At 59.6% G+C, this 12,258-nt stretch carries 14 protein-coding genes and 1 tRNA gene; 5 read left to right on the top strand and 10 right to left on the bottom strand.

From position 1 onward, the window contains the following. The first annotated feature begins 43 nt into the window (after positions 1-43). A complete protein-coding gene (locus H4W29_RS02490) occupies positions 44-286 on the top strand; it encodes a hypothetical protein (protein ID WP_192727511.1) in 243 nt (80 codons plus the stop codon). A gap of 60 nt (positions 287-346) precedes the next feature. Here the strand turns inward: H4W29_RS02490 and H4W29_RS02485 are convergent. Next, positions 347-423, bottom strand: a tRNA-Pro gene (locus H4W29_RS02485). Positions 424-947: 524 nt separating this feature from the next. Here H4W29_RS02485 and H4W29_RS02480 point away from each other — a divergent pair. Then, positions 948-1,163, top strand: a complete 216-nt coding sequence (locus H4W29_RS02480; RefSeq protein WP_192727510.1) for a hypothetical protein — start codon at positions 948-950, stop codon at positions 1,161-1,163. A gap of 14 nt (positions 1,164-1,177) precedes the next feature. Here the strand turns inward: H4W29_RS02480 and H4W29_RS02475 are convergent, their stop codons facing one another. Continuing rightward, complete coding sequence (locus H4W29_RS02475; protein ID WP_192727509.1) at positions 1,178-1,411, bottom strand: DUF982 domain-containing protein; 234 nt, start codon at positions 1,409-1,411, stop codon at positions 1,178-1,180. 186 nt (positions 1,412-1,597) lie between these two features. On the opposite strand from H4W29_RS02475, the gene H4W29_RS02470 reads away from it, so the two are divergent. After that, a complete protein-coding gene (locus H4W29_RS02470; RefSeq protein ID WP_192727508.1) occupies positions 1,598-1,810 on the top strand; it encodes a hypothetical protein in 213 nt (70 codons plus the stop codon). A 46-nt stretch (positions 1,811-1,856) separates the two neighbouring features. Here H4W29_RS02470 and H4W29_RS02465 read toward each other — a convergent pair whose 3' ends face one another. From H4W29_RS02465 to H4W29_RS02440, 6 genes are all read right to left on the bottom strand, one after another. Beyond that, complete coding sequence (locus H4W29_RS02465; protein WP_192727507.1) at positions 1,857-2,006, bottom strand: hypothetical protein; 150 nt, start codon at positions 2,004-2,006, stop codon at positions 1,857-1,859. Between the two features lie 63 nt (positions 2,007-2,069). Beyond that, complete coding sequence (locus H4W29_RS02460; RefSeq protein ID WP_037096153.1) at positions 2,070-2,363, bottom strand: helix-turn-helix domain-containing protein; 294 nt, start codon at positions 2,361-2,363, stop codon at positions 2,070-2,072. Then, on the bottom strand, positions 2,360-3,634 hold the full coding sequence (locus tag H4W29_RS02455) for an O-antigen ligase family protein (RefSeq protein WP_192727506.1): 1,275 nt from the start codon (positions 3,632-3,634) through the stop codon (positions 2,360-2,362). Before H4W29_RS02455 ends, H4W29_RS02460 begins: the two co-directional genes overlap by 4 nt. After that, the gene (locus tag H4W29_RS02450; protein ID WP_192727505.1) at positions 3,631-5,193 is read right to left on the bottom strand and encodes an undecaprenyl-phosphate glucose phosphotransferase; all 1,563 of its coding nucleotides are present in this window, start codon (positions 5,191-5,193) and stop codon (positions 3,631-3,633) included. The genes H4W29_RS02455 and H4W29_RS02450 overlap by 4 nt, the downstream gene beginning before the upstream one ends. A 55-nt stretch (positions 5,194-5,248) precedes the next feature. Beyond that, entirely contained in the window at positions 5,249-6,418 is a 1,170-nt protein-coding gene (locus H4W29_RS02445; protein ID WP_192727504.1) for a glycosyltransferase, read from the bottom strand. 3 nt (positions 6,419-6,421) lie between these two features. Further along, a complete protein-coding gene (locus H4W29_RS02440) occupies positions 6,422-6,997 on the bottom strand; it encodes a polysaccharide biosynthesis/export family protein (RefSeq protein WP_192730654.1) in 576 nt (191 codons plus the stop codon). 187 nt (positions 6,998-7,184) lie between these two features. Between H4W29_RS02440 and H4W29_RS02435 the strand changes: the two genes are divergently transcribed. Continuing rightward, positions 7,185-9,335 (top strand): GumC family protein, encoded by a 2,151-nt coding sequence (locus H4W29_RS02435; protein ID WP_192727503.1) that lies wholly within the window; start codon positions 7,185-7,187, stop codon positions 9,333-9,335. A 3-nt stretch (positions 9,336-9,338) separates the two neighbouring features. On the opposite strand, the gene H4W29_RS02430 is transcribed toward H4W29_RS02435, so the two are convergent. Together H4W29_RS02430 and H4W29_RS02425 are read right to left on the bottom strand one after the other, a co-directional pair. Next, a complete protein-coding gene (locus tag H4W29_RS02430) occupies positions 9,339-10,574 on the bottom strand; it encodes a GNAT family N-acetyltransferase (protein WP_192727502.1) in 1,236 nt (411 codons plus the stop codon). Between the two features lie 121 nt (positions 10,575-10,695). Beyond that, positions 10,696-10,905, bottom strand: coding sequence for a DUF2842 domain-containing protein (locus H4W29_RS02425; RefSeq protein WP_192727501.1), 210 nt, complete (start codon positions 10,903-10,905; stop codon positions 10,696-10,698). A gap of 115 nt (positions 10,906-11,020) precedes the next feature. Between H4W29_RS02425 and H4W29_RS02420 the strand changes: the two genes are divergently transcribed. Further along, positions 11,021-12,124, top strand: coding sequence for a COX15/CtaA family protein (locus H4W29_RS02420; RefSeq protein WP_192727500.1), 1,104 nt, complete (start codon positions 11,021-11,023; stop codon positions 12,122-12,124). Positions 12,125-12,258: the final 134 nt, after the last annotated feature.

Raw genomic sequence — 12,258 nt, 5'->3', positions numbered from 1 at the left:
GTAAACTCCAGGCAGTGGTCTGCAGGAAATTGAAGAGAGTGAAATGATCAGGATCGTTCTTGCCCTAGCTTTAGCAATGCTTGCCGGTAATGCAATGGCTGTCGATCCGAGAAATCCGCGTGTCAACGAGCAAAACTACCAGGATTGCCGCCGCTTTCCCGAGCGCTGCGCCGGTGACGACCGTAACCGCAATCGCCGCGATTACTACCGCGACAACACCCGCCAGGGCTCGGGCAAGTACATCTACCGCGGCGAGCGCCGCATATGGACGGATGAATCACGCTGAGGACGCGCCGCGCCCTCACTCTTGCGAGATGCGGAAAGACTGAGATTTCAAGGGATTAAATGGTCGGGGCGACTGGACTCGAACCAGCGACCCCTTGACCCCCAGTCAAGTGCGCTACCGGGCTGCGCTACGCCCCGACCTGCCGAAACGGCTTGCTTCTGTTAGACTTTTCGGTTTTTGGACGCAAGGGAAAAATGCCGTCACAATCATAAAACGGAACTTGTCCAAGGGAATGTCTGCTAAGGAGCTTTCGGTCTGCCTCTTCGGTACCGTCCAGAGGCCTCACAACTCGCCAATGACCGCCGAAAAAAGCCCGGATAAAGCGGCAAAAATCCTTGCATGCGATGGCGCAGCATGGAAAATCCTCCCACCCCTTAGCAAAACAGCGCAGAGCTGTGCCGACGTTTATCGGAATAATATAGAGTCTCAGTTGTAATTTTTAAGGCGGTAAATTTTCGGTAAACTATTTCTTTAATATTTCTGTTAAATATTCCCTATTTTAGGAAGGTGATTTATTTTATTTTGGTCGAAATCTATCTGTGATTGAGGCTACTGTGTGTGATATTCCTAATTTTGGATTGTTTGAAATTGAAATTTATTCGCAATTTTGTTGTTGGTGGTATAAAGAAGAGAAATCGTAGAAAAGCATAGTTTCGGGCTTATGACGATCAACAGTAACAGACAGGATTGCCGGCAGACGCTTACCGCTGCATTCAAGGCTCTCTCCGATGAAGCAGTGAAAGCCGGCTGGCCGGAAGGGGAGGTTGCCCTTGCGCTCGTGGAGCTTGCTGAGGAGCATGTGGCCGAAGTCGGAGCCAAGGTAATCGTTGAAGGCTTTTACCAGTCGCAGGCTTTAAGCCCGCGAGCGGCTGGCTGAAATTCTGTCAATCCTCATAGCAGCAGCCCGGCTGTCCTGGCAGCCATCGCGAAAGACACCTGTGCCGCGCGTGGGCTCCTCAGCCCGTCCATTGCGTCGAGGCAGTGCTGGAGTGCTATGCGATATTCGCGGCCGCGCTTGGCCGGCCAGCGCTTGAGATGTTCGAGAGCTTCCCAGGCAGTTGAAATGACGAAGCTGCTGCTTGGAGATTTGACCCTCACGGGCGAGGGGAAGCGTTTTTCGCTCACGGCTCTCTCATTCCATATGAATTCCAAACGGCCCACCAACGCGCGAGACAAGAGATTGTTCCCGACGATTTGATTTGCGCAGTTGCTAAAGTTTTGGGCCACGCGCATACTAAGAATATGGCTGGCAGGGAGGGCGTCGGCTGCGCAGAATGATGCGTTACTGCCCTCTGAGGGAAATGCAGCGCGATGTTGAAATCGTCAGTTCATCCCCAGGATTTACCGCTCTTTTCGGAAGATATCGACCTGTTGTCGCAGGTTCTAAACCAGGTTTGCGATGACAGCGGCATCGCTCCCCGCACGCCGGAAGCCGACAGGATCGGCGCTGCCCTCATCCAGCTTTACAAGCAAGGTGTGAAGGACAGCGACAAGCTGACCATTCTCGCCAAGACCTATCTCTAGGGCGTCCTGGTAAGAATGCCTCAAGCTGAGCAGAAGGGCTTCACGCTCAGTTCTGCTCGATCGAGACACCGTCCTTGCCGATGGTCATCTCGATGCCCTCAGGCTTGCTCTCCTCGTGATAGATGTAGGCGCCGAGGCCGACGACCATGACGACGAGCGCGCCGATGACAAGATAAAGACCGCTATTGCGATTCAAGACAGGCTACCCCCCAACACGTTGATAGGACAGCCGAAACGCCTGAGGAGGTGCTTGGTTCCGTCAATCGTCGTTGGCAGCGTTTAGGTTTTCCGGCCGGATGCCATCATCGTTGGAGCTGCGGGCGCGCAGGCGTATGCCGGGGCCGCCCTCATCCTGATTGCCGCTGGCGATGAAAATGATGCCGTGGGCTTCCAGCGTATTGCGCACGTCGATCGTTGCGCGCGTCTCGCCGGCCCATTCGCCATTTTCCAGCGCCTGGACTGTTTCGACGGAAAGTCCGGCATGAGCTGCCAGCTCCTCAATGCTCATACCGATCATGGCGCGTGCGCCGCGTATCTGTGTCCCTGTAATCATGCCGGAAATCTAGCGCCTTTGCCGAACTTCTCAAGTGTTTGTGAGCGGGTCGAGCGCTTGTGGCGAACTTCCAGTGCCGCGCAGCCCCAGACGATGCCGAACAGCAGATAAACGTGGCGCCAGTGATCGATATCGATGACGTTGCCGATCGCCGCGTGGCCGAGAACGGAGATCCACGCGACCATGAGGTAAGGCTGCCATGGCCTGTCGAGCAGCATGTTGCGGAAGCCGAGATAGAGCGTCCAGCACAGCATGCCGACATAGCTGACGAAACCCAGCCAGCCGTAGGTGGTCAGCGACTTCAGCCAGATATTGTGCTCGTCTTCCGGAAACATGGTGCCGAAGACCAGCGGCCCGATACCGAGCGGTCGTTCCATCATCATCTGGAAGCCGATGCGATGGCGGTCGAAACGGCCGAGGTGCTCACCGTCATATTGCTGCACGAGCTGGGCGCGGGCGGAGAAGAGCTCGCTGACTTTGGGAACCTGCAGCGCGACGAGCAGCGAGGCCACCATCAGGATGATCGCGCCTAGCGACAGGATCAGCACCCTGAGCCGGAAGGCGCCGCTGCGCTCCTTCAAGAGCATGATGAAGATCAGCACTACCACGACAAAAGCGAAGAGGCCCCAGGCGGCACGCGAGAAGGAAAGGAAGATGCCGAGCGCCAGGATGAGCAGCGCTCCCGCCTTGATCGGTGACGTCTTGAGATTCCCGGCCAGGATGCCGTGGACGAGGTAAAGCGCCGGCGGCACGAGGAAGGGGCCGAAGACGTTCGGATCCTGGAAGGCGCCCTTGGCGCGGTCGTAAAGCGTGAAGACTTGCGAGCCCGGAAAGGCATGGAAATAGCCGAGGATGCCGAGCAGGGAAGTGATAACAGCCGCAAAGCTCCAGGCATTGAAGATCAGCGGCAGCCGCTTGTGGCTGTCCTCTATGATCGCGGCATAGAAGATCGAGGTCAGCGCCAGGAAGGTGGAGACGGCGATATACATCGGGCCGGTCGCCAAATCCCGCATCTGGGTGAGCGACAGCATGCCGCCGATGTTGAAGGTCAGGAGCAGCGCCAGAAGCGGCGCCGTGGTTCGGGATATCTTCAGGCCGAGGATGAACCAGAGACCGATCAACCCCGCCATCCAGAGCTCGTAGGGCGCCGGCTCGTCAATGACGAAGCCCGAGAGAAAGACACCGAAGGCGACCGCTACCGAACCGATGAGCCGCAGCGTCAGCCTTTGCGGCTGCGCCACGCGCGCAGGGGAGGCGTCGATCGCGCTCAATAGGCGTTTTCCGTGTTGAGCAGCCGGACCGGCGTCAGGAACAGGATCTTGAGATCGAACCAGAGCGACCAGTTCTCGATATAGTAGAGATCATAGGCCGTGCGGAACTTGATCTTGTCGTCATTGTCCACTTCGCCGCGCCAGCCATTGATCTGAGCCCAGCCGGTAACACCTGGCTTGACGCGATGGCGCGCAAAATAGCCATCGACGATATCGGCGAATGCGCGGTCATGCGCTTGCGCGAGCACGGCATGCGGCCGAGGGCCGACGAGCGAAAGTTCGCCCTTCAGCACGTTGAAGAGCTGCGGCAATTCATCGATCGAGGTTTTGCGAATGAAGCGGCCGACGCGGGTGACGCGTGGATCACCCTTGGTCACGGCAGCTTTCGCACTCGGGTCGCTCATGTTGGTGTACATGGAGCGAAACTTGAAGACATTGATGACTTCATTGTTGAAGCCATGGCGCTTTTGCATGAAGAAAACAGGTCCTTCTGAAGTCACCTTCACGGCAATCGCTGTCGCCACCATGACGGGCCAGAGCAGGCAGAGAGCGATGATGGCAAAGAAGATATCGAAGGCGCGCTTGGCGACGGAGTCCCAGTCGCGGATCGGTTTCTTGAAGATGTCGAGCATCGGCACCGCGCCGACATGCGAATAGGCACGCGGGCGGAAGCGCAGGCGATTGGCGTGTGCGGCAAGGCGGATGTCGACCGGCAGCACCCAAAGCTTTTTCAAAAGCTGGAAAATACGCGCCTCGGCAGACAGCGGCAGCGCAATGATCAGCATGTCGATGCGCGTCATCCGCACGAATTCGACGAGCTCGCTCACCGTGCCGAGCTTCGGATAGCCGGCGACCATGATCGGCGAGCGCTTCTCACCGCGGTCGTCGAAGATACCGCAGATGCGGATGTCGTTATCCGCCTGCTGCTCCAGCATACGGATCAGTTCCTTGGCCGGCTCGCCGCCGCCCACAATGACGGCGCGACGCTCCATGATGCCGTTGCGCGCCCAGTTGCGCACGCCCTGTGCCACGAGGAAGCGCTCGATAACCAGGAAGAACGCACCGGCAGCAAACCAGATGGCGTAGGATTCCGCAGTCTCAGCGCTGAGACCGCGGAAGAGCGAGAAAGCGCCTGTTATCAGCACGAAGACGATGGCGAATGCCGCAAAGGCACGCGGCAGATAGCGCACGCGGGCTCGGAGAGCCGGAATGGAATAGGTATCGGCAAGCTGAAGCGCTACGACGGTCAATGCCGAAACGATCGCCGCCATGACGGCCCGCATCAGGATGCTGTCGCTGCCGTCGCCAGGTGCGAAATAGAAGGCGGCAAGGCCGATGGCGAACTGTGTCAGAAATTCCAGCAGCCGCAGCTGGCCGATGATGATGACAGGAGAATAGGTTCCGTCACGAAACTGCTCGGCAATCTGACGTGCATAGGGATTGATACCAGGCGTCTCGCCGGCTGCATGCGTGGAGACATCGCTGCGCGTCTCCGTATCAGAGACCTGCTTGCGCAGGGCTTCCACGTCGAACTGTCCGCTCTTTTCCAGCTTGTTCATGGGGCTTCATCGCTCGTTGATGTGAGCGGGATAACAGAAAGCCCCTAAGAAACATTTACGAGGCGGCCGGGATCGCCTGTGCCGCAGCGGGATTGACGAGTTCGCCGTAGAGTTTCAGCACTTCGCCTGCCATGACCGACGCGGAAAAGATCGATTTGACCGCGTCAGGGGAGGGCATGACCTTGTCGTGCCAGCCGGGCACCGTCAGCGCCTCCGCCATCACCCGCGCCAGATCGTCGGAATCTCCAGGTGTCACCAGGGCGGGACTGTTCGCCCCAAGTACTTCGGGAATGCCGCCGACGCGCGAGGCGATGACGGTCTTGCCGGCGCCGAGGCCCTCCAGCACGATGTAGGGCATGGCTTCGGCGCGGGAGGGGACGACGAGGTTCTGCGCCATGGAGAAGGCGTCTTTCACGCGCATGGCCGGCAGCATGCCGATGCGCTTGCCGAGGCCGCGTTCCACCATCATCTCGCGATAGCGATCGCGTTCCGGCCCGTCGCCGATCATCAGCGCCGAAAGCGGCCGGCCGAGCAGGCGCTCGGTCTTGGCGAAGGCATCGATGAAGAGATCCGGCCCCTTGAGGTCGCGCAGCATGCCGACATAAATGAAGTGCACGGCATCCGAGCGCGTCGGAATATCGGAAAAGTCCCGCGCGCCGATACCGTTATAGATCAGACGGTTGGTGACCCGCGGACGGCCCACCTTGGTCGCATAGGTCTGGCGTTCGTATTCGCAGATGAAAACCAGCGCATCGGTAAAATATTCCTGCAGCCGCTCCATGCGCAGCACGAACTGGCCGAGCATGGAGGCGCGGGAATAATGCAGGCTTCCGCCATGCGCGGTATAGAGGCGGGCTACGCGATACCTGTTGACCCGCAGGGCTGAGCCGGCAAGCCGCGCGAGCACGCCGCCCTTGGCGCCGTGCCCATGCAGCACATCCGGCCGCAAGCTCCTGATTTCCTTGAATGTGTTCCAGAGTACCTTGGCATCAGCCGGACTGATAGAGCGCCGGATCGGAATGCGCGTCAGGCCAAGCGAGAGATAAGGACGGATATCGTCGAAGAGGCGGTCCTCATATTCGCCGCCGGTCGAACTGTCGCAGATGATGCCGATTTCGTGACCCGCCCGGCTGTGTTCCTCCACCAGGTCGCGGACATGGCGGAAAATTCCGCCGACCGGCGACCGGAAGCAGTGAAGAATGCGAAGGGGCCTCTGTTCTTCCATCAGCTAGAAGAGCCGTTCACGAACATAGATCGTGTCACCGGCAATGATCGGGCCGGAAATATTGACGCGGCCCGTGAGCACCTGTCCGTTGATCTTGCGTGTGACGTCGACCATGCTCTGGTTGGCGCGGCTGGTGAAGCCGCCGGCAACTGCGATGGCGTTCTGCACGGTCATGCCTGGCACATAGGCATATTGGCCGGGCTGGCCGACTTCGCCCATGATGTAGACGGAGCGATACCGGTCGACATCGATTGTGACGTCGGGGTCGCGAAGATAGCCCTGCTGCAGCTTCTGCGCGATCTGGCCGGAAAGCTGCTGCAGGGTGCGGCCGCGGGCAGGGACCTGGCCGATGAGGGGGAATGCGATATAGCCGGCCTGATCCACCGTATAGGTATTGGTCAGCGTTGCCTGATCGAAGACGGTGATGCGCAGGCGGTCGCCGCTATCGAGTGAGTAGGGCTGAATCGTCGCCTCGTTGAAGGCCTTCGGCGCGGGCCGATAGGTGGTGCAACCGCCCAATGCAGCCATCATGGCGGCGAGGCTCATAGCCATCAAGGTCTTGGGCTGGACGAAGGGCATCCGCTTGCTCACAGGAAGATAATTCGGTCGAGCCGTTATCGATCTATTAGGGTTAATGCCCGGTAAAAAATCCGCCGATTTCCGCAAATCCTTTGTCAGATGCGCCTGGTTTGCGAGGGAATTGCCATTAACCGTTGAGTTACCATGGTCGTTTACGCTTGCGGCAGTTCGTATTGGAGTAATGAGTATGTCCCGCGTAGCGAGTGATCAGGATGTGGACATCGACCTCGGCCAGCTTGTGCGCGCGGTCTGGGCCCGTCGTCTGAGAATATTGACGATCACCGCATTGGGTGCGGCTGTTGCCTTTGCCGGCGCCAAGATAGTTTCGCCGCAATATCGCAGCGAGACGCGCGTCCTCATCGAGCCGCGCGCTCCCGCATTCGCCAATACACAGACGAATGACGCCAGTGCCGGACCACTGCTCGACGAGTTGAATATCTCGAGCCAGGTGCAGATCCTGCAGTCGGCGGACCTCATCAAGCAGGTCATCAACAATCTGAAGCTCTATAATCTGCCGGAATTCGATGCCGCTGCGAACGGGTCCGCGCTCGCCGATATACTCGTAGCGCTGCACCTGAAGAAAAACCCGCTGGAAAATCCGCCGGAAGAGCGTGTTATCGACGCCTTCACGCAGCGCCTGCAGGTCTATCAGGTACCAGGCTCGCGCGTCATCGGCATCACCTTCACCTCCAAGGATCCGAAGCTCGCCGCCAGCATTCCGAACGCCATGGCGCAGGTCTATCTGGCAATCCAGAGCGGCGCCAAGCTCGCTTCCAACACGGAAGCCACCCGTTGGCTTGAGCCGGAGATCGACAACCTGCGCCAGAAGGTGAGCGAGGCCGAGAAGAAGGTCGCCGATTACCGTACCACCCACGGCCTGCTGCAGACCAACGGCACCACGACCTTTACCGCGCAGCAGCTCAACGACATCTCCGTCGAGCTGACCCGCGTGCGCACCGACAGGGCGAATGCCGAGGCGAGGGCGCAGGCTGTGCGCAATGCGCTGTCTTCAGGCGAAGCCTCCGATACGTTAGGTGACATCATGTCGTCGCAGTCGATCCAGCGGCTGAAGGCAACCGAATCCGGCCTGCAATCGCAGATATCAGACCTGCAGACGAGCCTGCTCAACAATCATCCGCGGCTGAAGAGCCTGCGTGCCCAGCTTGCCGATATCCGCACGCAGATCCGCCAGGAAACACAGAAGATTCTCGCCAGCATCGAGAACGAAACGAAGGTCGCCGATCTGCGTGCTAAGGAGCTGGAGCAGCAATCCGATACGCTGCAGGCCAACAGCGCCAGGGCGGGCGAGGACGCAGTGGGTCTCAACGCACTGGAACGGGAGGCGAATGCCCAGCGCCAGCTTCTCGAAACCTACCTCGTTCGTTACCGCGAGGCCGCTTCCCGTGCCGACCGCAATTCCAGCCCGGCGGACGCGCGCATTGTTTCGAAGGCGATCGAACAGGTCGATCCTTATTTCCCGAAAGTCGTGCCGATCGTCGTGGTCGCTGCCGTCGCGACGCTCATCATGAGTGCGATCGTCATCATGCTCACCGAGCTGTTCAGCGGCCGCGCGCTGCGCCCAGTGGAAGCCTCCGATGTCGAGGACAAGGTGGAGGAGGAAAGGCAGGGCGATGCAGCGCCCGTTCCCGCTCCGAAGCTCGCCAAGCCAAGCATGCTGACGGCTGCCATGGATAACGATGAAGAGCCGGAAGCCGAGTCGGTAAAGGAAGCGCCTGCCGACGACAACGAATTTTCCGTTTCGTCCGTCGCGAGTTATCTCACCGACTGCCGCGCTCCGCTTGCCGTCTCCATATCTCCAAGCGGTGACAATGGCTCGGCCGCAACCGTTGCCCTGGCGCGCGTGCTTGCCGATACCGGACGCCGCGTGATCCTGATCGACATGACCGGCAGCGGCTATCCGAGCGAACTGATGGCGGAAAATCCCGAAGCACTGGGCGTTACCGATCTTCTCTGCGGTGAGGCTGCCTTCGGCGAGACGATCCATGGCGACCGGATGTCCGATGCGCATCTGATCCCGCAGGGTGTCAGCGATGTGCGCCAGGCCATGCGGGGCGTCGACAGGCTGTCGCTGCTGCTCGATGCGCTGACTTCAGCTTACGATATCGTCATCGTCGAATGCGGTGCAGCTGATGTCGCCGGCGTTTCTCGGCTGACGCGCAGCAAGGAAATCGAAATCATCCTGTCGCTGCCCGAAATCGATGAGGCAGCTTTCGTCGGCCTGATGCAGGATTTCCAGAGTGCCGGTTACGAGCGCGTCGTCCTGATGTCGGGCGGCGAAGAGGCTGCGATGCGCAGCCCCGCGCGCCACGCCGCCTGATCTTCAGCCGAGCTTTGCCCGGATGTTCTGGGCGAATTTATAGAGACCGGGGCGGGCCTTGATGAAGGCCTTGCCACGGGTGATCGCCCGGTGCACCGTGCCGGCTGCGATGCCGATGCCGGAGATCGGCAGAACCACATCGTGATGGTCGGTTTCGACCGGTGCCCAGGAGCGCTTGTAGGTCTGATCGCCGAGGCCGAAATCGAAGAGTGCCACTCCTTTGCCGTGCAGGCTCGATATCATTTGCCAGAAGAGGAATTCGCCGGGGCTCATATCGACAGCCAGATCCTCGTCGATCGCGCCGAACTGGCAGATGACGTGGTCGCCCTTGCGGGAAATCCCCGACAGGGCGGCAATGCGTCCCTCATAATCGCCCTTCAGGCGTAAGGCGCGCATCTGCAGGCCGAAATTATCGCCATTCCGCTTGTCGATCAGTCCGTGCAGGAAGGCCTTGGTTTGCGTATCAGCAAAGACATCGGGCAGACCGAGTGAGGCGAAGCGGGCGCTTTTCAGGCGGAAGAACGTGTCGAGCAGTTTGTGTTGCTCCGAGGACGCTTCCGGTACGATATAGTCGAAGCCGCCAACCGCCTCCAGCCGCCGGCTCTGCACGCGGAATTTCTTGCGCCGGCTTTTGGCGTTCAACTGCTGTAACGTTTTGTCGAACGTGTCGAAGAGCGGAAGCTGATAAGCGTGGTTCTGGTTCTGCACCATGGGCAGGCCGGCGAGCATGTTGCGACGGTCTCGCCATTCCAGTGGAATATTCTGCAAAAGAAGCAGGTCGGCCTTGCCGGCGAGTGCTGCACGAAGGCGGGCGGCAAGGTGATGGCCGTCCAGTGAATCGCTGTCTTCGGCAAAGGCTTGCGAGAAGAGGCCGGTGTTGATGTTGCTGTGATCGGCGCCGATGAATTTGGCGATCCGCATGCCGCGGGACCTGATGATCTCCACCGGAAGGATGAAGGCGGTATGAGTGCCGCATCTGCCGCGCAAGATGGTGAGCGGCCGGCGGAAGGCTGCCACCCAGGCGCTGCACCAATCATAGCTCTGATGCAACGAGGAAAGATCATCGCGTTCCAGTCTGCGCCATTCTTCCTCGAGAGGCTCCATCACATCGAAAAGCTCGATCTCGAGTTCGGCCATCGCGAGTTTCACGCTCAATTGTCGCAGCCGCGAAATACCGGCTTCGGCCTGCGCTACAGCGTCGAACGGTTGCTCAGGAATGTCGTGCCTCTGCGTCTGCACGGGTCTTCTCCAGTCAGGAAGTTGCTGGAGGGAAGCTAGAGCGCCAAAGACATATAATTGGTTTAACTACCGCCGGCGGTCGGGGTTTTCCGCAGATCAGGGTTATTCTGCCGTTAATCGGCTATTGCTGCTTCGGGCCGGCCATCCACTTGATGATGACCATGGCCGGCAGCACCCAGAGCAGGCCGGTGAGCGCGAAGTAAAGCAGATGACCCCACCAGGGCGCGTTGCCGAGTGTGGCGACCGCGATTGTATTCGCCACGATCGCATAGAAAAGCACGAGGACGATGATCAGGATCGTGCCGATGAATTTGCGAAGGCGGACGGGCATCGTATAACTTTCGAACGGATGAAACTGAACCGGCGCGACGGCATGCCGCAAAGGTTCGGGGCTTGTTTTGCATCAGCCGGTGGGGCAAATCAACTGCCGGATAAAAGGAGACATCATGGCCGTCGCGAACCTGAGCCCGGAGCAGGCGATCCGCACTGAAGTGCGCAGGCAGGACAACAACCGCCGCGCCGTGCGCATCTGGCTTGGCTTCGTGCTCTTGGCGCTCTTCTGTCTCGTGCTCGTGGGCGGCGCGACGCGGCTCACCAATTCCGGCCTATCCATCACCGAATGGAAGCCTATCCATGGCGTCATCCCGCCGCTGAATGCTGCCGAATGGGAAGAGGAATTCAAGCTCTACCAGCGCATTCCCGAGTTCCAGCAGTTGAACAGCGACATGACGGTCGATCAGTTCAAGAGCATCTTCTGGTGGGAATGGGCGCACCGGCTGATCGCGCGTGGTATCGGCGTCATCTTCGCACTGCCGCTGGTTTTTTTCTGGGCGACCGGCAGGATCGAGAGGCGCCTGCGCTGGCCGCTTGCCTGCATCCTGGCGCTTGGCGGCTTGCAGGGTTTCATCGGCTGGTGGATGGTCTCCTCCGGCCTGTCTGTGCGCACGGATGTCAGCCAGTACCGGCTTGCCACGCATCTCGTCATGGCCTGCCTGATCTTCGCCTCCTGCATGTGGATCATGCGCGGGCTCTCACCGCATTCCGACGATCCGGCCCCGACGAAGAATTCCCACCGCTGGGCGGCGGCCATCGCGATCTTCTCGCTCTTCCAGATCTATCTCGGTGCGCTGGTCGCCGGCCTCGATGCCGGATTCACCTATAATACCTGGCCTCTGATGGATGGCGCTGTCGTGCCTGGCGATCTCTTCATCCAGCAGCCCTTCTGGATCAACCTCTTCGAGAACCCGAAGACGGTGCAGTTCGTCCATCGCCTCGGCGCTTACACGCTCTTTGCAATCACGCTCATCAATATGGTGATCGCACTGCGCGCCGCCGCCTCGACCACCCATGCGCGCCGGGCTGTGGTGCTCTTCGCGCTCGTCACGATCCAGGCGGCGATCGGCATCACTACGCTGTTGCTCGAGGTGCCGTTGCACTGGGGCCTGCTGCATCAGGCAGGTGCGTTGGCGGTCTTCGGTTTCGCCGTCGCCAACTGGCGCGGCTATTATGGCGAATATCCTCGCGCAACTGTTATCGCCGAACGCGACTGAGAGACGTTCTTATCCCCTGGCTCGCGGAAGAGTGAATGGGATCAATGCGATGCTCCTCGCATGGATTTGCCGTGACATGCTAGATTGTCGGCTTGGCGCATGGGCGATCCTATGAAGGGGGATGTTCACATGAA

Source organism: Rhizobium viscosum, assembly GCF_014873945.1.
GTDB classification, from domain to species: Bacteria; Pseudomonadota; Alphaproteobacteria; order Rhizobiales; family Rhizobiaceae; genus Rhizobium; species Rhizobium viscosum.
The sequence above is the reverse complement of the archived record's forward strand: the minus strand, read 5'-3'. Positions and strand labels throughout refer to the sequence as shown.